The 20,692-nt window shown below is 37.1% G+C and carries 14 protein-coding genes; 4 read left to right on the top strand and 10 right to left on the bottom strand.

Annotated features, from left to right (window positions below; translation table 11 throughout):
• Positions 1–28: 28 nt before the first annotated feature.
• The 5 genes from A8143_RS14270 to A8143_RS14250 form a co-directional block, all read right to left on the bottom strand.
• Positions 29–1,297, bottom strand: a complete 1,269-nt coding sequence (locus tag A8143_RS14270; protein WP_066759569.1) for an adenylosuccinate synthase — start codon at positions 1,295–1,297, stop codon at positions 29–31.
• 164 nt (positions 1,298–1,461) lie between these two features.
• Complete coding sequence (locus A8143_RS14265; RefSeq protein ID WP_066759517.1) at positions 1,462–1,806, bottom strand: STAS domain-containing protein; 345 nt, start codon at positions 1,804–1,806, stop codon at positions 1,462–1,464.
• Positions 1,803–2,258, bottom strand: coding sequence for a Fur family transcriptional regulator (locus tag A8143_RS14260; RefSeq protein WP_066759515.1), 456 nt, complete (start codon positions 2,256–2,258; stop codon positions 1,803–1,805). The genes A8143_RS14265 and A8143_RS14260 overlap by 4 nt, the downstream gene beginning before the upstream one ends.
• 62 nt (positions 2,259–2,320) lie before the next feature.
• Positions 2,321–4,528 carry a RelA/SpoT family protein gene (locus A8143_RS14255; protein WP_066759513.1) on the bottom strand — a complete coding sequence of 736 codons (2,208 nt, stop codon included), beginning with the start codon at positions 4,526–4,528 and terminating at the stop codon, positions 2,321–2,323.
• A gap of 9 nt (positions 4,529–4,537) precedes the next feature.
• Positions 4,538–5,896, bottom strand: a complete 1,359-nt coding sequence (locus A8143_RS14250) for a toxin-antitoxin system YwqK family antitoxin (protein WP_083261404.1) — start codon at positions 5,894–5,896, stop codon at positions 4,538–4,540.
• A 100-nt stretch (positions 5,897–5,996) separates the two neighbouring features.
• Between A8143_RS14250 and A8143_RS14245 the strand changes: the two genes are divergently transcribed.
• Together A8143_RS14245 and A8143_RS14240 are read left to right on the top strand one after the other, a co-directional pair.
• The gene (locus A8143_RS14245) at positions 5,997–6,569 is read left to right on the top strand and encodes a hypothetical protein (RefSeq protein WP_066759509.1); all 573 of its coding nucleotides are present in this window, start codon (positions 5,997–5,999) and stop codon (positions 6,567–6,569) included.
• Complete coding sequence (locus A8143_RS14240; RefSeq protein WP_066759507.1) at positions 6,566–7,480, top strand: hypothetical protein; 915 nt, start codon at positions 6,566–6,568, stop codon at positions 7,478–7,480. Before A8143_RS14245 ends, A8143_RS14240 begins: the two co-directional genes overlap by 4 nt.
• Here the strand turns inward: A8143_RS14240 and A8143_RS17145 are convergent.
• From A8143_RS17145 to A8143_RS14215, 5 genes are all read right to left on the bottom strand, one after another.
• Positions 7,445–8,386: an FKBP-type peptidyl-prolyl cis-trans isomerase gene (locus A8143_RS17145; protein ID WP_139134368.1), complete on the bottom strand. Its 942-nt coding sequence runs from the start codon at positions 8,384–8,386 to the stop codon at positions 7,445–7,447. The genes A8143_RS14240 and A8143_RS17145 overlap by 36 nt on opposite strands.
• A gap of 3 nt (positions 8,387–8,389) precedes the next feature.
• The gene (locus A8143_RS14230; RefSeq protein WP_066759506.1) at positions 8,390–8,989 is read right to left on the bottom strand and encodes an FKBP-type peptidyl-prolyl cis-trans isomerase; all 600 of its coding nucleotides are present in this window, start codon (positions 8,987–8,989) and stop codon (positions 8,390–8,392) included.
• Between the two features lie 64 nt (positions 8,990–9,053).
• On the bottom strand, positions 9,054–11,162 hold the full coding sequence (locus tag A8143_RS14225) for an OmpA family protein (RefSeq protein WP_066759505.1): 2,109 nt from the start codon (positions 11,160–11,162) through the stop codon (positions 9,054–9,056).
• A complete protein-coding gene (locus A8143_RS14220) occupies positions 11,162–12,160 on the bottom strand; it encodes a PorP/SprF family type IX secretion system membrane protein (protein ID WP_066759504.1) in 999 nt (332 codons plus the stop codon). The genes A8143_RS14225 and A8143_RS14220 overlap by 1 nt, the downstream gene beginning before the upstream one ends.
• A 9-nt stretch (positions 12,161–12,169) precedes the next feature.
• The gene (locus A8143_RS14215) at positions 12,170–16,378 is read right to left on the bottom strand and encodes a PKD domain-containing protein (RefSeq protein WP_066759503.1); all 4,209 of its coding nucleotides are present in this window, start codon (positions 16,376–16,378) and stop codon (positions 12,170–12,172) included.
• 175 nt (positions 16,379–16,553) lie between these two features.
• Here A8143_RS14215 and A8143_RS14210 point away from each other — a divergent pair, with 175 nt between their 5' ends.
• A complete protein-coding gene (locus A8143_RS14210; RefSeq protein WP_066759501.1) occupies positions 16,554–19,964 on the top strand; it encodes an outer membrane protein assembly factor BamB family protein in 3,411 nt (1,136 codons plus the stop codon).
• A gap of 246 nt (positions 19,965–20,210) precedes the next feature.
• Positions 20,211–20,672 (top strand): MarR family winged helix-turn-helix transcriptional regulator, encoded by a 462-nt coding sequence (locus A8143_RS14205; protein WP_066759499.1) that lies wholly within the window; start codon positions 20,211–20,213, stop codon positions 20,670–20,672.
• Positions 20,673–20,692: the final 20 nt, after the last annotated feature.

The raw sequence follows: 20,692 nt of genomic DNA, 5'->3' as shown, positions 1-20,692 counted from the left end.
CTATTTTATTGAGTTTGTACAATGTTTATTATCTAATTATAGTTTGCGCACGGTCTGGTCCAACAGACACGATTGAAATAGGTGTTTGCAATTCTCGTTCCAAATAGGTGATATAATCCAAAAATTCTTGTGGAGCTTCGCTCATATCTCTCATTCCTGTTAAATCCGTATTCCAACCTTTTACTTTTTTATAAACAGGTTTAACGTTTAAGGCATTGATATCGTATGGGAAGTAATCAAATAATTCGCCATCAATTTCATAATGAGTGCACACCTCAATTTCTTCAAAGCTATCTAAAACATCAGCTTTCATCATTGAAAGTTGCGTTACACCGTTTATCATTATGGCATATTTTAATGCCGGTAAATCGATCCACCCACAACGACGATCTCTTCCCGTTGTAGCACCAAATTCATGACCAATTTGACGAATATTTTGTCCAATTTCATTGTCCAGTTCTGAAGGAAAAGGACCACTACCAACACGTGTACAATATGCTTTAAAAATCCCAACAACTTCACCAATTTTGTTAGGAGCGACTCCAAGTCCTGTACATGTTCCAGCAGTTACTGTATTTGATGAGGTTACAAAAGGGTATGTTCCAAAGTCTATATCGAGCATTGTCCCTTGAGCACCTTCTGCAAGAATTGATTTTCCGTCTTTTAATGCTTGATTGATGTAATGTTCACTATCAATTAATTCAAACTTAGACAAAAACTCCATGGCTTCAAACCACTTAGGTTCAAATTCCGCCAACATATCTTGGTATTCGTAATCTCCAAGTATAGCTTGATGCTTTTGAACCAGTTGATCATATTTTTCTTTAAAGTTTTCGGCAACTGAATCGCCCATTCGAAGGCCATTTCGTCCAGTTTTATCCATATAAGTTGGTCCGATTCCTTTGAGCGTAGATCCAATTTTTTTAATTCCTTTTTGCTCTTCCGAATATTTATCAAGGATTTTATGCGTCGGTAAAATGAGGTGAGCTTTTTTAGAAATCAAGAGGTTAGAGCTTACATTGACACCAGTCGCCTCGAGCTTTTCAATTTCTTCGCGAATGATGATGGGATCAATTACAACTCCGTTTCCAATGATATTGATTGTATTATCTCTAAAAATACCAGATGGAATAGTGTGCAAGACAAATTTTTTATTGTCGAATATAAGGGTGTGTCCAGCGTTAGGCCCACCTTGAAATCGTGCAATTATATCATATTTAGGGGTAACGACGTCAACAATTTTTCCTTTACCTTCATCTCCCCATTGCAATCCCAATAAAACATCTACTTTTTTCATTTCAAATTTTTTTTTGATCCTTGTCATCAAGACCGTTTGCTAAACCTGTGTTTTTAGCCTTTGTTTTAGTTTATTCTTTTCGTTTAAGAAATAAAAAAAAAACTCCATTTTGTTGGCGTCACCTGAACAAAATGGACCTTCTTTGATTTGAAATTTCTTTTTCTTTAATTCAAAAGTTCTACTGCTTCTTCAGTAGAAGTTGCAATATTAAGAACTGTATTTAATTTAGTAAGCAAAAGTACTTGATTAATTTTATCCGAGATATTAACAATGTACATGTCGCCACCATTATTCCTACATTTTGTGAAAATTTTAATCAAAGTGTTGAGCCCAAGACTGTTTAAAACTTTTACTTTTTCAAGGTTTAAAACCAAGTTTGGTTGCGCGGCAGCAATACGTTCATCTACAATTTGAAGTAGTTCCGCAAAATCATCCTCAATCAAGCCATTCCCAGTTAATAAGATTTCATCTGCTTGTTGGCGTGGATTTACTGAAATTTCTAAGCTCATTTTTTATCCGACTTATCGTCTAGTTTTTCTCCGTAAAAATAAAGTGAGTGGTGATGAATTTTAACATTGAATAGTTCTTCTACCGTCGCTTTTATTTTTTCAATTCGAGGATCACAAAATTCAATAACCTCACCAGTGTTTGAGCAAATAACATGGTCGTGTTGTTGGAAACCATGAGATTTTTCAAATTGTGCTATGTTGTTACCAAACTGATGTTTTCTAACCAAATCAGAACTTAATAATAATTCGATGGTGTTGTAAAGTGTGGCACGACTTACGCGATAGTTCTTGTTTTTCATTTTGACATACAGTGATTCGATATCAAAATGTCCTTTTTGCGCGTATATTTCAGCCAAAATAGCAAATCGCTCAGGTGTTTTACGATGACCTTTCTCTTCGAGAAAATCGCAAAATATGTTTTTAACTTTTTCTTGTAATAATTCTTTTTCCATAGCGGAATCTTATGGTTGTAAAGTTAACCAATTTTAAGGACATTTTAAGCAAGTTTTAAGAACTAGATTCTTTCTACTGATTTTACTCCGTCTATCTGCTCAAACTTTAAAATTAATTCATCCAAATGTTCGGTGTCATAAACGTATAACATTATTTTTCCTTCGAAAATTCCATCGTTTGATTCAAAACTGATAGACTTCATATTGACTTCATGTTGCATTGAGATTATATTGGTCATATTGTTTACAATCCCCATATCATCTATTCCGGTAATTAACAAGCCACACAAACGTTCACGAATACGGTCACTTTTCCATTGTGCTTTCAAAACGCGGTATGCGTAGTTTGACATCAGTTGAGTTGCGTTCGGACAATTTGTTCGGTGAATTTTAATTCCTTCAGAAACAGTTATAAAACCGAAAACACGATCCCCAGGAATGGGATTACAGCAGTTCGCTAATTTATATTCAAATTCCTTAAAATCATCGCCAATGACTATGGTGTCTTTCTTTTGATCAACCGCAGTCATAATTTCAACAAAATCTGTTTCCTTAGTTTCAGTTTTTGGTTTAGGTAATACGAATGTTTTGTTATCAACCTTTAACTCTCTTAGCTTAGAAAGGTTTAATTTGCCTTTTGCAATTTGAAAGTAAAGTTCTGTAGCCCCTTTGATTCCAAAAAACTTTTCTATCGAAGCGATATTTTCACTAGAAAAGTTGACTTTCATCTGACTTAATTTTCGTTGTAAAATCTCCTTCCCATCAGCTGCAATTCGTTTTTGTTCGTCCTTTAGGGCCGATTTAATTTTAGATTTAGCTCGAGCTGTAGCAACGAATTTTAACCAGTCTTCTTTAGGTTTTTGCTTGTTTGATCGCAAAATCTCTACCTGATCACCGCTCTTTAGAACATGACTTAAGGGCATTAATTTACTGTTCACCTTAGCACCTATGCAGGATAAACCGATGTCAGTGTGAATGTCGAATGCAAAATCGAGGGTTGTAGAGTTTTTTGGCAATACGCGCAGGTCTCCTTTCGGAGTAAAAATATATATTTCGTCGCTGAATAGATTGAGTTTAAACTCATTGATGAATTCTTCGGCGTCTGAGTTTGGATTTTCTAGTAATTCTCGAATTTCCCCAATCCAACGATCAAAAGTACTCTCAGTAGATTTGTTTTCTTTATATTTCCAGTGTGCAGCATAGCCTTTTTCGGCTATTTCATCCATTCGTTTGCTTCTTATTTGAACTTCAACCCATTTTCCTGAAGGACTCATCACCGTTGTATGTAATGATTCGTATCCATTGGCTTTTGGGATAGAGATCCAGTCTCTTAAACGATCAGGGTTAGGTTGATAATAATCCGTTACGACGCTATAAATTTTCCATGCATCAGATTTTTCCTTTACAAGTGGAGTGTCAAAAATGATACGTATCGCAAAAATGTCGTATATTTCATCGAAAGTAACGTTTTTGTTTTGAATCTTTTTAAATATTGAAGGAATGCTTTTGGTGCGGGCTTTAATACTAAAACTATATCCTTCTTCTTCTAATTTTTGCTTAATTGGTAGACTAAATTGACGAATAAATCGATTTCTAACAGCAGCAGTTTTTTCTAATTTTTGTTCGAGCTGAGTATAGATTTCTGGCTCTTTGTATTTGAAAATTATTTCTTCAAATTCATTTTTAATTGCGTTAAAACCGAGACGATGCGCAAGTGGAGCGTATAAAAATTCAGTTTCAGACGCAATTTTTAATTGTTTGTCTGGACGCATGGAGTCTAAGGTTCGCATATTATGCAAACGATCAGCAATTTTTATAAATGCCACACGAAGATCATCAGAAATTGTGAGGATTAATTTTCTAAAGTTTTCGGCTTGTATGGAGATGTTTTCATCAAAGACTTCTGGGATTTTAGTTAGCCCGTTAATAATTGTTCGTGCTTTTAATCCAAACAACTCTTCAATATCATTTAAAGTCATATGGGTGTCTTCCACTGTATCATGGAGCAGTGCACAGACAATAGCGGTTGCCCCAAGTCCCATTTCTTCAGCACAAATCCTTGCAACAGCAATAGGATGAAAAATATAGGGTTCACCGCTTTTTCGACGCATATCTTTATGTGCATCAACCGCAACATCAAAAGCTTTTCGTATCATTCGTGTGTCTTCACGATTGCGAATAGATTTACTCGCGCGTAATAATCCTTTGTAAGCTTTTAATATATCCTGTCTTTCTTTTTCTAAATCGATTTCTTGTGAATGCTCTTTCATCGCCTCTTTTTAATACTGTTTTGTATCCATTATTTTGCCGGTTAGATCGTAGTCTAGCCAATTTCCAACAGCTTTTCCGTTGATAAAATTTCCTTCTTGCTGTAAGGTTCCGTTTTCATAAAAATATTTCCATTGGCCATCCTGCTTGCCACTTATCCAAGTTCCCTTTTTCTGAAGGTTACCAGATTTATAATAGTATGACCAAACTCCATGCTGCACACCATTTTTCCAATCGCCTTTGCTCGCTACTCTTCCATTGGAGTAATAATAAGTCCAAGTCCCGTTCTGTAACCCTTCACTCCATGTTCCTTCCTCAATTAACTGACCATACTCATCGTAATATTGCCATAGTCCATCTTGTTTATGATTTTTCCAAGATCCTGTTCGCGCAATGCGGCCATTTTTATGGTAAAATTTCCATTTCCCTTCTTCAATACCGTTTTTATCATACCATCCTTCTTTTAGTAACCATCCTTCCTCATGATAAAAAAACCAATGCCCTATGGAATGTCCTTTTGCTCGTTCTCCTTTTTTATTAATCTTTCCGTTAACATGATAATATTGCCATTCTCCAAAATTAAAACCACCTTTCCACTTCCCTTTTCTTTTTAAATTTCCGTTTTCATAATAATATTGCCATTCCCCAACTTGCTTACTTTCTAACCAGAACCCTTTTTCTTTTATCTTTCCTGAAGGGTAGAAGTATAACCACTCCCCATTTTGATGGCCATTCTTCCAATTGCCTTTTTTATTCAAATTTCCGATTTCATCATAATATCGCCAAACGCCATCTTGTTGCCCATGTTCCCATCTTCCTTCTTTTTTTATTTTACCATTCGCAAAATAATAAAACCACATACCATGCGGTTGATCATTTTCCCAATTTCCTGTTTCAACTAGCTTTTCATTTACATCGTAATAGTTCCATTTTCCACTTTGCTTATTTTCAGAATAATAGCCTTCAACAGATTTCTTACCCAAGCGGTGAAAATATGTCCACTTACCCGTTTTTTGTCCCGATTTGTATTCCCCAACGGCATATAATTTTCCATTGTCATGAAAGAACTGCCATAATCCTTCTTCCAACCCATCTTCATAAACTCCGGTACTTTGAATAGCACCAGAAGGGTAGTAGCATGTCCAATTCCCTGATTTTAAACCAAATTTATATTTACCGCTTTTGGCTATAGATCCATTTTCATGAAACAGTATCCATTTTCCCGCTTTTTTCCCTTCTTTTAAACGCCCCATTTCTTTTACTGTGCCGTTGCTGAAATACGCTTTGTGCTTTTGAGCAAAAAGAGGATTGTTGTATGCCGAAAACAGCATGGTAAATAGAAGTGTTCGAAGAAAAGGACTTAAAAACATTTTAATCGTACAATTTATTCCGAAAAGTATTTATTTTACGGAGAAAATTTACCGCGATAATGTATATTTTTAACAAACATAAAGTTAATAAACTATTCAATTGAAATCACTTCGAAATAAAAATATTTGGGGGGTTGCGGCCTTTGGTTTTGTATGCGTTCATTTTGGGTTGATTTTTAATTATGCAATGCCTCCTAACTATGATTCTGATGCATTAGAGAGGATATCAAAACCTTATGTTGAGCCTATTTTTACGCAGCGATGGTCTATGTTTGCGCCTTGCCCAACAATTAATGCGACTGTTGAAATGAAATTTTACTTTGAAAAAGATTCTACGGCATGGTTTAAACCGAGTGATCAATTTCTGACGAAACATCAATGGCTACGCGGAAGCCATCACGGCGAACTTGTAATAGGCGAGTCGAATTTAGTGTATTGGCTACAAATTGATTTAAAAGAAATGGGGTTAACCAAATTGAGCAAGATACCCGATAATCGTTTGGATGAATTCAAAAATGGTCAAAGCTACGCTAAGATTAGTGCATATTTAAAGGGGTACGCGCAGTATTTATTTAAGAAAAATGCAAAAGCGGCACGCATACGGTTTGAAATGCAAGATGTACAAAAAGGAGAATTTCAACAGCTTGAATTACCTGTTTTTGGGAGCATATGAATCGAATAGCTGAAATATTTATTCGACCTTTTCCTTATGCTGAAAAGGTGTCGTTTTTTAAACGAATTTTATACATATTTTTGATAATTAATAGCCTTACCTTAATTCCAATAGTAGATCAAATTTTTGCTTACCCGGGAATTCTTGGATCTAGTGGGTGGTATAGTGGAACGCCTTGGTATCTGCAAGGGAGCAGAGCTCTCGTTAATTTACTAAGTCATCCATATAACCTTGGAAGAAACTGGATTGCATACGTATTTCTATTCGGTCAATTGCTTTTCCTTATTCTTGGTTTGATTGGTCGATTACCGCGGTTATCAGCAATATTAGTTTATTTTTTTACCGTAAATTTATTTGGGCGAGGTTATCTTGTTTTTACGGGTGGAGAGACGCTGATTAACCTACTCTTATTCTATTTGATTTTTATTGATACCCGCAAAAAGTCATTTGAAAATAACGATTTACAGAATTTAGCAAATAATACATTTTACTGGATTATGTTGATTCAAATCTGCCTACTTTATTTCTTCTCTAATTTCTATAAACTGATGGATCCAGCCTGGCAAAGTGGAGAGGCGATAATGTTTGTGTCTAGGATTAATGCGTATTCAAGCAATCTGATGCATTGGCTGTTTGCTGATAATTTATTTTTATCCCAACTGGCTACTTATTCGGTTTTAGCCTATCAAGCTTTATTTCCAATACTGGTATGGAATAAGCGAATTAAGATTCCTTTTTTAGTCTATGGAGTGGTTCTACACCTCGGAATTGCCTTTGGAATGGGGATATTTACTTTCGGAATAGTAATGATAATTTCTTACCTATTATTTTTAAGTAATGATCAAATCATTCGTTTAAAAAAGTTCATCAAGTCTTTATTTTTGCGGCTTAAACTTAAGGACCCGCAATAATTCGATGTCAAACACGAGTGTAGAAAACGGTTCAATTGGACCGCTGCCTTTTTCGCCATAGGCAAGTTGATATGGGATATATAATCTAGCACTTCCACCTTCTTTCATTAATTGTAATCCTTCTTGCCATCCAGGTATTACGTTCATTAATGTGAATTGGGCCGGCTGCTGAGAGGGAACTGTCGATTCAAACACACGGCCATCAATAAATCGACCTGTGTAATGAACGATGCAAGTATCTGTTAAATTAGGTTGACGCCCGGTTCCTTCCATTATTTGTTCGAATTGCAAGCCACTTTTTGTCGTTTGGACAGTTGCTTTTTTAGCATTGTTTGAAAGAAAGCTTTCTCCCATAATCCTGTTCATTTCGCTATAATAAGCTGCAACTTCTTGTCGTGCTTTTAATAGTGAAATTTTATTTGGTTCATTATTTATACCATCGCGAATACCTTCAATGAGTTGCGGGATTTCCATTTGTTGATCAATGCCTCTCCCAACAAAAGAACCAACTAAAGTTTGAGCTTCAACCAAACCAATCGCATAACTAGCATCTTGCATCGAAACATGAGTTGCATCAACTTGTCCCTCGTCACCTAAATATAGGTTTAATATACTATCAATAGCATGTACTGATATTTTTAAATCTTCATCTCCCAAATAATCTACCAATCCTGCTTCAATATCTACCAAGCTAAATTTGCCCTTGGTTTGTTCACTGGAATATACGTTTAATATTGCGTTTCCATTGTCAAGACCAATGCAATAACTTACTTTTTCGTCGTCATTGTTAAAATGACTAAGCTCTTTAAGTGTATCTTGATTTTGTTCCTGGATATTTTGAGAGTTCTCATCATTACAGGCACTTAGCAGTCCAAAAAGTAGGATTGATAGAAAAATTCGGGTCATATTTTAGTTAATTGATATTAATTCAACGTCAAAAATTAATGCCATATATGGTTTGATTGGTCCTCCAGGATGAGGGGTAGCTCCGTAAGCCAAGTTTTCAGGAATATATAACTTCCACTTAGCGCCTGTTGGCATTAATTGAAGTGCTTCCGTCCATCCTTTAATTACTTGATTAACACCAAATGTAGCTGGCGTTCCTCTACTTATGCTGCTGTCAAAAACGGTTCCGTCAGTTAATGTGCCGTGATAATGAACAGTCACTTGTGAATCATGATTAGGTTTTTCACCATTTCCTTCTTCAATGATTTCATATTGTAAACCTGAAGGCAGCGTAGTAACACTCGGTTTTTTAGCATTTTCAGCTAAGAATTCTTCGCCAGCCTTTTTATTTCCAGCATAACGTGCAGTATTCATTTCGTTGATATATGCCGATATTTTTTGGTTTGCTTCTTCAGGACTGAATTTCAAGGTATCGTTATTGAAAATTGCCTGAATACCTTCCATAAAACTATTAAGATCGATTTCATCTAGGTTTTGGCCTTGTAAGCTTTGACCAATGCTCATTCCAACACCGTAACTTGCTTCTTTTTTTAATTCTTCCATTATATATTTTTTATGCAAAGATAAAAGAAAAAAAAGGAGCAACTCTTAGGATTTTGATTCACGTCTAGTTTTGCTCAAGGACAAAGAAAGTTGTACGTCTGTTTCGTTGATGTGCTTCTTCTTTTGCTTTTCTGTTTGGAAGACTTTCAATATATTCTGGCGACATTATCGTAGTATTGCCTTGGTCATCTGTAATTTCAGCAGGGGTTGTTTCGCCATAACCTTTCGGAACAAGTCGTTCAAGCGGAATGCCATGTTTCACTAGGTAATCGACAACACTTTTTGCCCTTCGATGAGATAACCTCATATTATAATCATCATCTCCTCTTATATCAGTGTGTGAACGAATTTCAACAATTATGTTGTGGTTGAGCTCTAAAAATTCAATAAGTTTATCCAAAACGATTTCGGATTCTGGTCGTAAATTAGCACTGTCAAAATCGTACTCAATTCCCTCAATAGTTATTTCTTTATCTGGAATGCGATCTAGGTAAAAGTCTTGTTCAAAGTTCTTAGATTCTATCTCACCTAACGTTGATATTAGGGCTTTATCCGCGAAATAATCAATTTTACTCGCCCGCAAAAAAGCTTCTAAATTTGGGATTAGGTCTTGTTCATAATATCCGTTTTCATCTGAGGTAATCTCAAAATGCGGCCATTCATAAGTAATATCTTTGAATTCAATTCGAGCATTAGGGATGGGGTTATTGGTTTTCTTGTCATAAACGTATCCACTAATTTTGAATTTTAAACCGGGTAATTTTACAGCGTAAATTTGATTACATTGCGCCCTTAAGCTGTAGATTGAATCACAAGTTGTACAAACAGCTCTATTAGAGCTAACATAACCATTTATGTAGCTGTCATCAATAATAAATGCAGTTTCATCGCTGGGAGAATTTACAGGTTGTCCTAGATTTTTCATCGGACCAAAATCGTCCGTATTTTGGTCCCATACATTGTAAAAGATATCCATTCCCCCATAACCTATATGGCCTGATGAAGCATAAAATAGTAATTTTAAGTGATCTTGAAAGTAAGGTGAAATTTCATCCTCGGAAGAATTTACGCTTGATCCAAGATTAACAGGTTCAGTTATGTCACCATTTTCCTTGACTTCAACGTACCATAGATCTAATCCTCCGTAGCCTCCGATTTGATTTGACGAAAAATAAAGGCGACGATTAGAACTTTGGAAGTAGGGGGTAAGTGATCGAAATCCTTCTTTATTTACATGAGACCCTAATTTAAATGGCTCTATCCATTTTCCCGCAATTTTTCTACTTCCAAAAATTTGTGTTTCGTTTTTATTTGCTGGATTCATTTTTGTGAAATAGATAAATTCCCCATCGTCACTCATCGTTGGCGAGGCTTCATGAAATTCATTTGAGTTTAAAGGAAAAGGGAATTTTTCTGGGGTTCCGATTTGCCCATTATTAACCGGAGCAATGAATAAGTCTAATAAAAAATTTTCGTCCTTTTTTTGTGTAGAATCAGAATTGCTTTTAACTCGAGCGCTTGAAAAAATGATATGAGAATCAGAAGTAAACTGGATTCCAAAATTTGTACTTCCCTCGGTCATTTTACCTTCGAGCTGTTCAACTATAATTCTTTGATCGGGTACTGCTTGATTACGGGCAAATTCGCAACTTGCAATTTTCGTGCGGGCTTTATCATGAAACAAGCTGAGCGAATCGGTCAATTCATTGGAAAAAGTAGTGAATTCTTGTTCGGCTGCTTGATAATCTCCTCTTTGCATAAGAGCATCAGCATAGTCAAATCGTGCATTTGGAAATTCTTCTTGCGGATATTTTATCGCAGCAGCTAACCATTTTTCAGCGTTTTCATAATCATCCGCTAGCAAATAGGCTTTCCCCAGTCGGTGTATTACTTTAATCTGTTTATCTGTGGGATTTACTGGCGGAACGATTGCACCAGTGTTATCGGTATGGGGCGCTTCATATGTTGTAGAGATCTCATAGGGGTAATAACCAGCTTCCAGTCCCTGATCAATTTTGTATAAGGTAAAGGCGTAATAATATACGGCATTAGAATACTGCCCCGTTTGCATTGCTTCGTCACCAAGCTTAACTAATTCTGGATAAGTTTGTGCATTGGTGATATTTCCAGTTAAGCAACAAAGAAAAAATAGGATATACGTAATTCTTTTCATTATAATTTAGGACAAGATGGTAAAGGGTTTGGATTAGGGCGGCTAAAAATATAGGTCAAAGAAAATTCAGTTCCGCCTCTTCCGTTTGAACTTGAAGTTAAGCTAGAAGTATTAATATCGTAGCTTAATCGACCGATAAAGTTTCCGTATTTTGCACCAAATTCAAAGATGGCAGCATCTTCATTTCGGAAAATAATAGTTCCCAATAAAAATATATCATAAGCCGGTAGGTAAAATTGACTCGCAACAGCATAGGTAAACTCACTCGCTTTGTCTTGATATTGGTAAAATATCTTCGGAGTCAGGGCAATTTTAGGGTTAAATATTATCCTTGCTCCTCCTATAATAGAAGGGCGAATTGCGAGTTTATTGGATTCGCTTAAGAATGATTCTGTTGGTCGGTTTAAATGGTAAAATGTTACGCCACCAAAAGGATTAATTCTATTGTTGGCTTTTGCAAAATAATACATCGCACCAAAATTAATGTCTAACTTAAAAATGCCATTATTCGCAAAATTTTCTCCACTTGAAATTCCTGAATTGAATTCTCCACCGTTTGTTTTTACATATTGGTTTGCGAAGAGTAGACTTGAGGCATTAATCGATTTTTGGAAGAATCCTATTTGAGTTCCTAAACTTAAAAAATGTTCTTCTTTTTTACCCAAAGCAAATTTGTATGAAGCGGAAGGTAGAAAGCTCACGACATTATATCCACCCGCACCAGCTCTAAAATTAGCAATTTGTGCGCCATAAGCTAAATTATTGTTTTTTTTATGTTTCATATCGAAACTCAATAGGCCTGTGGTAAAAGGTTTCGTAGCAACCGCCGCCCATTGTGTTCGATAATGTCCATGAATGCGATAATCACCTTTGAACATTCCTGTTAGGGCAGGGTTGACATTCAATGCTGCCGCATCATACTGTGAAAGATGAAAATCTTGTGCATTTCCATAAAATGAAATGGAGAATAATGCGATGCAAAATATTATATTTTTCATGCTAATTGACTATCGTATTAAGGATACATCACCAGATAGTGAATGCTCTTCACCATCAAATGTTTTTACTTTGACTACATAAACATAAACACCTAATGGTTGAGGTTCACCTTTAAATGTCCCATCCCAACCTTGAGATTCGATATCATTAGTTTCGAAAACAACCTCACCCCAGTTATTATAAACGGTAAAGTTTAATTCTTCAAAGTTTCCACCGAGCACCATTAAGTAATCATTGTTTAAGTCTCCGTTTGGCGAAAAGGCATTTGGAACGAGTGGGCCATGGTAGATTGGCAAAATCAATTCTGCCGTATCAATACAACCGTTTTCGTCTTCAACAATCATGACTACATTGTATTCATCTTCATCGTCATAGGTGTGCAATGGATTTTGTTCCGTTGAAAAGTTGCCATCAGCAAAATCCCATTGCCAGTCCACTAAATCTCCTCCATTTTCTACAGTTTCATCTTTGAAATTAATCGTCACAAATGGATGCGCACTTGGCGGATTTGCACTTATTGATGCAATTGGTCCTAAATTGATAAGAACTGTAATTGTGGTGTCTTTTGTACAACCGAACTCAGAAGAAGTGGTCAGACGTATGTCATAGACACCTTCGATGGCATACTGATAGGTTGGGTTTTGAACCGTGTCAGTTCCTTTTCCATCTCCAAAATCCCAATGCCAAGAGACAAGTGATGCGCTATCCACATGTGTTGAATCTGCAAAATAAGTTCCGCCGTTTAAGCACGGTGCAGGAACAGAGAAGTTGGTTTCAGGAATAAAATGTGAACGAACCTCTTTTACAATTGTATCGCTACAACCGTTCTCTGAGAAAACAATAAATTCGACTGGGTGAGTGCCAGGTTGATTAAATGTATGTGTTGGATTTTCTAAATCACTGTTCTCTCCCAATTCAAAATTCCATTCATACGCCACAATTGGGTCATCACTTTCACTTGTATTCGTGAACGCGGTTTCTTCACCAAAACAAACTTCTGTAAAATTAAAATCAGGCTCTGGACTTGGAATGATGTCAACTAAAAGACTATCGAATAGCGCGTCACATCCTCCATTATCTAAGGTCGTGAAGTAAATGGTAAAACTACCAGTTAAAGAGTCTAATGAGCCGTGGGTGTAGATTGTGGTTGCTCCAGTATCAGGATCAAAAATTCCATCACCACTTGAACTCCAAGCACCATTTCCAGTACTCGTATTTGGGTCGAGGAAGATAGGGAACCCTGAACAAATAAGTGTATCGTTCATGTATTCCATAGTTGGAGGTTCATTGATATTTATTTGTAGTGTGTCGGAATCTTCGGGACATCCTGAATAATTGTATGTGTCGATATATAATACAACACCACCTGCACTTATATCGTCCGGTCCGAATGTGTAAATTGTTGATAAACTACCTTCATCATCGAAACTACCATCACCAGCTGTTGACCAAATTACATCTGATTCAAATTCAACACTAGCATTTACAATCACATAACTAGAATCAATACATACGTCAATATCGTCTCCAGCATTTACATTAGGATCGCCGAGGTATACAAGTCTTAATGTATCAACTCCGGCTTCACAAAACCCATTTCCTTCAGTAGTAAGTACGATGTTAGTGAAACCCAGGTCTATTTCTTCAATGGTAGGGAAGTAAGTAGCTTCCAAATCAGTTACAGAAGGTAAAAATGTACCACCATCTCCACTCCATATTCCCCCTTCAGCTCCGGTTATTGAACCATCCAATTCTAAACTTGGTTCACTTATACAAACAGCTGTATCGAGGCCGGCAAACGCAATTGGTTGCGGTTGGATATAAAGAGGCTTTACCAGCGTGTCTGAACATCCAATATCAGAATGAACAACTAGTTTTACAGCTAAATCCCCGCTGCTGCCATAGCTGTGCGTTGGGTTTTGCTCGTCCGAGGTAACTAAATCACCAAAATCCCATTCCCACTCTGTTAATTCCGTTCCTGGCGCTGTTACGGATAAGTCTGTGAAATTAATTTCTGTATTTATACAAGCTGTATCAGGCATGTCAAAGGCTATATCCAAATCTGACACAACTATATCTACATTTGAAGTTGTTTCACAAGCGGTTCCTTTTTGCGCGATTAAGGTTACAGTATAGGTGCCAAATGCGTCATAAGTGAAGGTTGGATTAGCCAAAACGCTTGTGTCACTATCATCTCCTGTTCCAAAATCCCACCAGAAGCCACCGGCGTCAACAGGGCTGATATTATTGAAGTCAATAGTTAAGCCAGAACAATAATCAGCGTAGCCAATTGCTGCTACTGGTGCGTCAAAAATGGTAATTTCTTTTGAAACGGTGTCCGTACATCCAATATCGGATATAACCACTAGAGTTATTGTAAACGTACCGGGACTAGTGTAACCATAAGCGGGATCTGAATCAGTTGAGGTTGAACCATCACCAAAATCCCATTCCCAACTGAAAATATCGCCATTGATTGTTGTGGATAAATCTTCAAAATCGATGAGTATATCTGAGCAGGTCGTGTCAGGTACTTCGAAATCAGCATTTACGGTTGAAACCAATAATTCATAAATCGCCGTATCTGAGCAAAATGTGCCCGGTTCAGTAATCAACATCACGTCATATACTCCATAATCTGAATAGGTGAAACTAGGGTTTTCGAGATTACTCGTGTCAGAAGGGAATCCAGTTCCAAAATTCCAATGGAAATTTTCAGCCTCTGCTACACTTGAATTTGTGAAATCTACTTCCAATCCAATACATCCCATCATAGGAGCGATACCTGCACCGGAGATATCCTTAACATGAATAGGTTTTGAAATGACATCAGTACAGCCAACATCAGAACCAACTTCAAGACTGACCACGAAGTCACCTGGGCTTCCGTAGCTGTACGTAGGGAATTGGAGGTCCGAACTAGATCCATCCCCAAAGTCCCAAGACCAAGTTTCTAATACACCGTTAACCTGAGAATTAGAGGTGTCTTCAAAGAAAATAGGTTCTCCAAGGCATACTGTGTCTGGAATACTAAATCCTGCCTCAACACCAGATAAAATAAGGTCCATTGTGGTTGTATCGGCACAATTAGTACCTTTTTGAGCAATAAGCGTCACTTCAAAAGTTCCAGGTGCAAAAGGAGTAAAATCAAATGTCGGTTCTTCTAGATTGCTGGTGTCAGATGGAATTCCGGTTCCAAAATTCCACCAAAACCCGGTTGCGCCTTCACCGCTTTCGTTAGTGAAAGTTATTTCATAGTCGGTACACCCATCAATTTCACCGATTACGGCATTGTAAGGTGGTGGACAATTGAGCACATTAAATTGAAAATCTCGAACAATCTCTCCGATTTTCACACCATCACGATACTCTTCAACCATAACTCCTACAACATATTGTCCTACAGCTTCTGGCACACCATTTATTATACCTTCACTACTGATTGTTAGGGCTGCGCCTCCAAAAGCGTTTAGGGGATTGTCCGCAGAAAAGCCCGGATTGTAAACCACTTCGGGGAAAGTGATATTATCTGGCGGTGTTCCACCTAAATCAATTGTCGGATAATAAAGTGTAGGGTCGTAATGATCAGGGTGATCCCAACTTCTTCCCGTGTATGGAGTGTAAAAGGAATAAACCAGAGAATCTCCATCAACATCTGTCGCAGAAAAATCAAGGTTCAAATCGTATCCTTTACAAACAAAAACAGGAGGGGAATTAGAGAATACTGGACTAGAATTAGTAAGGTAAAGCGAGTTATCAGGAACGTATGCGTAAAAAGATTCTCCAGCTTGGAGTGGATCAACAATATTCAACAAGCTCCCATTTCTCGCATAAGTTTGATAAAACAGGTGGTATCCCCCCTCTACAGGAGGAAGACTAACAATGGCCCCATAAATAGCCTCTTCCACGCAAACACCGGGATTAAAAGCACAGGTGTCTACATTAGGGGCTAAAGTGTCACGCCCAAGACGGGGAAGAATGAAAAAATCATCAGCGGGAAGTGTTCCTATCGTATCCAAACCAAAGCCTGTAAAAGCCTCAACCTCTAAATCACTCGGAAAATTTTGAGTCCCTGGGTTACAGTCTTTATAGAGTTTTATTGTGAGGTAATAAGATGAGCCTCCGAGATGCTGGTAAATAAGCTCTCCGCCAACTATATGAGTTGCTTTTGCGTATAGAGAACAAAACGTAATTATAATTAGTAACAGTTTATTCATTCGCTTTTCATTTTAATTGGCTGGTGAAAACTAAATTTGTTGCAAAAGTATTAATATTCTATTCGCAAAACAAGTGTTGTAAGTTTTATCGATGAATTAGCAAGTTTAGTCGATAAGAAATCTAGTTTAATCTATAATATTATCTAATTTTGCGGATAAATTGAAATTAAAAAATATGAAATTCCAGTTTGTACTTACATTAATGACGTTAGCTTGTTTTCAGGGGTTTGGTCAAATTAATATCCAATGGGAAGCTCGTTATAATGGGGTGGGTAATTTTATTGATAAAGCATTCGATTTAACATTAGATGATCTTGGCAACACCTATGTTACTGGAGCAACTTATTCTGGTTCAAGTTATGATTGGGCAACTGTTAAGTATGATGCAGATGGTGTTGAACAGTGGGTAGCTACCTATGGCGGTTCGGGAATAGATGAGGCAAAGGCAATTGTTTTAAACAGTGAAGGGGATGTTATCGTGACAGGCTCTCGCTTTATCGGTGGAACAGATTGGGATATGGTAACCATTAAATACGACGGTGATACTGGAGCGGAACTCTGGGCTCAAATCGAAACTGGGACAGGGCGTTTTGATACAGGAAAGGATTTAGTGGTCGATGGAAGCGATAATATTATTGTGGTTGGTTCAATTACACCTGCAGTGGGTAATGTCGATTTTTTCACCATTAAATATGATACGGATGGAACTGAAATTTGGTCAAATAGTTTCGGAGGATCAGGAAGTGATAATGCAAAAATCATTCGAATAGACAGCGATGAAAACCTCTATGTTGGAGGGGATTACGAATATGATGTAGAAGACACGTTTTTTGATTATGCAGTTGTTAAATATGATTCGGACGGGGTGCTTATTTGGTCTAAAACTGAAGATTCAGGTTTTGGTAAGCTTGACACGCCTTTTGCTATGGCGCTGACAAGTTCTAATGATGTCATACTGGGAGGTTCGGGATTTACAGATATCTTAAATGAAGAAGATTATTTAACGATTAAATTTTCTGGAGCCACTGGGGATGTTTTATGGAAAAAGTTTTATGCAGGAGACGCTGAAGCTTTAGATGTCATTAATGCTGTGGCTGTTGATGGTAGCGATAATGTAATTGTAACAGGAAAAAGTAAAAGTGTCGCAACCAGTGAAGATTTTTATACCATAGCATACGACACAGATGGTACTGAATTGTGGGCGCATCGCTATACTACAATGGGACTAAAATATGATGAAGCAAAGGATGTTCGAATTTCTCCTTCTGGTGGATATGTTTATGTTACCGGTTATAGCTTTTATTCCGCGAGTAATAATGATTTTGCGACATTAAAATATGACATTACTGACGGAGCTTTAGAATGGTCAACAATTTTTAATGGTCCTGCCTCAAACAGTGACCAAGCCTTGAAAATGAGGTTAGATATTGACGATAATATTTTTATAACAGGGAATAGTCATGGAGGAGCCACAAATCTTGATTTTAGTACAATAAAATATTGCCAATTAACGACAACAGCGTCAGTTGACACAGCTATATGTGAAGGAGAATCTGTTGTACTTGAAGCTACCGGTGGAGATAATGTTACTTGGTCCGTTATGTCGGGCGATGAAGAGAGCATGTCATGTGATGTGTGTGAAACGATGACCGCGACTCCTGATGAGTCTACGGTTTACGTTGTGAGTTCTGAAAGTGTGGCGGGATGTATTGATTATGACACTGTTACTGTTACGGTTAATGCAAACCCAGTATTAGAGATATATGCCGACACCCCTTTGGAATTTTGTGTGGGTAATTCAGTGATTTTGTATACGGATGAATATGACGAATACCTTTGGTCCACGGGAAGTGATGAAATATCAACTGAGGTAACAGAAACTATGACTGTTACGCTTTCCGTTGTTGATGAGAATTTATGTGATGCTGAAACCAGTGTAGATGTTATTGTTTATGAATTGCCTATTGTATCTGCAGGATTGGATACAGGAGTTTGTCCAGATGGTTCTGTGGAGTTGATGGCAAGTGGCGCAACCGATTACTTATGGAATGAAGATATGACTTTGTCTGATTTGGATGTCAATAATCCAATAGCAAGTCCTGATGTCGATAAAACATATATCGTAACAGGTACAGATGATAGCGGTTGTGAAAATAGTGATACGGTAAATGTTGTAGTTTATGATTTGCCTGTTGTGAATGCAGGAAGTGATGAAACAATTTGTTTAGGTGATTCTGTTCATCTTATGGCGAGTGGAGCTCTTGAGTATATGTGGGATTCTGATCCTTCATTGACAGCGCTAGATATTTTTGACCCTTGGGCAATTCCTACTGGGTTTACAGAGTATTTTGTAACTGGTACAGATGAAAATGGCTGCCAAAATTTGGACTCGGTGAATGTTGCAACCCTCGCTATGCCTGATATTGATGCGGGTGTTGATACGGCAGTTTGCGACGGTAGTTCTGTGGTGTTATTTGCAACCGGAGGATTAGCCGATTTATATCAATGGGAACCTGACCCTAGTTTGTCCGAATTAGATGTGTATAATCCAACCGCTACACCAATTGTTGAAACCATGTATTATGTTGAGGGAACGGATATTAATGGTTGTAAAAATAGAGATTCTGTATTTGTTGCAATTAATGCTCTTCCTAGTGTTGATGCAGGGCCAGATGAATTTTTATGTTTGGGTGATTCAGTTCAGCTATTGGCTTCAGGTGGATTGGAATATACTTGGGATTCTGACCCTTCATTATCAGACTTAAGTATTGCAGATCCATGGGCGTTTCCCATTAGTGATAAAGTGTATACGGTAACGGCTAGTGACGGTTTTGGTTGTGAAGGTTCTGATGAGGTTGCTGTAAATATTGTAGAAGCTCCCCCAATTGATGCTGGTTTGGATACCGAAATTTGTTTTGGTGACTCCACGCAATTAAACGCGACCGGGGGTGTTATTTATATCTGGGAGTATGATCCAACTTTATCGAATTTTGTGATTGGAGACCCATGGGCCACACCTACCGAAACAACTGTTTATATTGTGGAAGGAACGGATGAATATGGTTGTGTTAATACAGATGAAGTAACGGTTACAGTGCATCCAACTCCAGCGCCTCCAATGTTGACGGTCGACAGTGTTTTTATAATCTCTTCTTATGAGACAGGTAATCAATGGTATTTGGATGAAGAGCTTCTAATTGATGAAACAAATGATACCGTAAACTATGTTGAAGTTGGTGAAAATGGAGAGTACTGGGTGTTATACACGGATGAATTTGGATGTTCGGTTACATCTGATCGCATCGAAAACCCAATTCTAATTACAGATGTTTCTATAAAGGAAGAAGGACTTTCTTTAGCTGTAAATGTTTACCCTAACCCTACACGTAGTGTTGTGCATATAGAAGTGGCAGAACAGATTGATCGGGTGAGTGTATTTTCTTTTGATGGTAAAATAATCATGGATCGGGCAAATGTTCCTGCCGGAGTGTTGGACTTTGATATGAATAGTCTAGATCCTGCAACCTACTTAATTAGACTCGTGAAAGGGAATGCTGTTGTTTTGAAACAAGTCATCAAATTATAATTAGTTAACCTTGTAAGTGTAATCGTCTCAAATTAAAATATTTGAGACGATTTTTTTTGCTATTACTTTTTTTTATTTTAACTTTATTCAAGACGCAGAAACTATGCTTGCATTGTTTTTTAGCGATTTTGCGTTCCCCCAATTTTAGAATGAATTTTTTTAACGGATTTTAAGAAAAATCTAAATAAAGTTATGCATGCATAATAAAAAAATAATTATATTTGGGGACAACCGTAAAGCTAATCAATGAATAAAGAGCAATTATTCGAATTTCACGTACGCAATAACTGGTTTAAAATATCGCGATATTACAACCAGGTTGCAGCTCAACATGGAATGTCTTTTTCATGGGGATTTATCTTGTTAAATATAGAAAAGGAGGGAACGCCAAGTACATCTTTAGGGCCAAAAATGGGGATGGAGCCAACAAGTCTGTCTCGAACACTAAAGAATATGGAGGAAAATGGGTTAATCTATCGTAAAGCAGATAAGTTTGATAAAAGAAAATCGTTGGTTTTTTTGACTCCAGATGGTATCGGAAAGCGAAAAGTTGCAAGAGATGTTGTTCTCAATTTTAATGAGAAACTCTATGCAACACTTCCCAAAACAAAAGTAAAAGCATTTTTTGAAGTCATGGAACGTTTGGATATTACATTAAACGAGCTTTTAGAGGAAAATAAGTTTGAAGAAAAACTAATGGAAAAATAAAGAAATTATTCTGAATAAAA

This window comes from Crocinitomix algicola (assembly GCF_001661595.2).
Lineage (GTDB): Bacteria > Bacteroidota > Bacteroidia > Flavobacteriales_D > Crocinitomicaceae > Crocinitomix > Crocinitomix algicola.
The sequence above is the reverse complement of the archived record's forward strand: the minus strand, read 5'-3'. Positions and strand labels throughout refer to the sequence as shown.

Bases quoted from the DNA above. Each gene is read 5' to 3' on its own strand.
- A8143_RS14270 (WP_066759569.1), bottom strand. From the start codon at position 1,297: ATGAAAAAAGTAGATGTTTTATTGGGATTGCAATGGGGAGATGAAGGT.
- A8143_RS14260 (WP_066759515.1), bottom strand. From the start codon at position 2,258: ATGGAAAAAGAATTATTACAAGAAAAAGTTAAAAACATATTTTGCGAT.
- A8143_RS14265 (WP_066759517.1), bottom strand. From the start codon at position 1,806: ATGAGCTTAGAAATTTCAGTAAATCCACGCCAACAAGCAGATGAAATC.
- A8143_RS14210 (WP_066759501.1), top strand. From the start codon at position 16,554: ATGAAATTCCAGTTTGTACTTACATTAATGACGTTAGCTTGTTTTCAG.
- A8143_RS14240 (WP_066759507.1), top strand. From the start codon at position 6,566: ATGAATCGAATAGCTGAAATATTTATTCGACCTTTTCCTTATGCTGAA.
- A8143_RS14250 (WP_083261404.1), bottom strand. From the start codon at position 5,896: ATGTTTTTAAGTCCTTTTCTTCGAACACTTCTATTTACCATGCTGTTT.
- A8143_RS14205 (WP_066759499.1), top strand. From the start codon at position 20,211: ATGAATAAAGAGCAATTATTCGAATTTCACGTACGCAATAACTGGTTT.
- A8143_RS14225 (WP_066759505.1), bottom strand. From the start codon at position 11,162: ATGAAAAGAATTACGTATATCCTATTTTTTCTTTGTTGCTTAACTGGA.
- A8143_RS14230 (WP_066759506.1), bottom strand. From the start codon at position 8,989: ATGGAAGAATTAAAAAAAGAAGCAAGTTACGGTGTTGGAATGAGCATT.
- A8143_RS14215 (WP_066759503.1), bottom strand. From the start codon at position 16,378: ATGAATAAACTGTTACTAATTATAATTACGTTTTGTTCTCTATACGCA.
- A8143_RS14255 (WP_066759513.1), bottom strand. From the start codon at position 4,528: ATGAAAGAGCATTCACAAGAAATCGATTTAGAAAAAGAAAGACAGGAT.
- A8143_RS17145 (WP_139134368.1), bottom strand. From the start codon at position 8,386: ATGACCCGAATTTTTCTATCAATCCTACTTTTTGGACTGCTAAGTGCC.
- A8143_RS14220 (WP_066759504.1), bottom strand. From the start codon at position 12,160: ATGAAAAATATAATATTTTGCATCGCATTATTCTCCATTTCATTTTAT.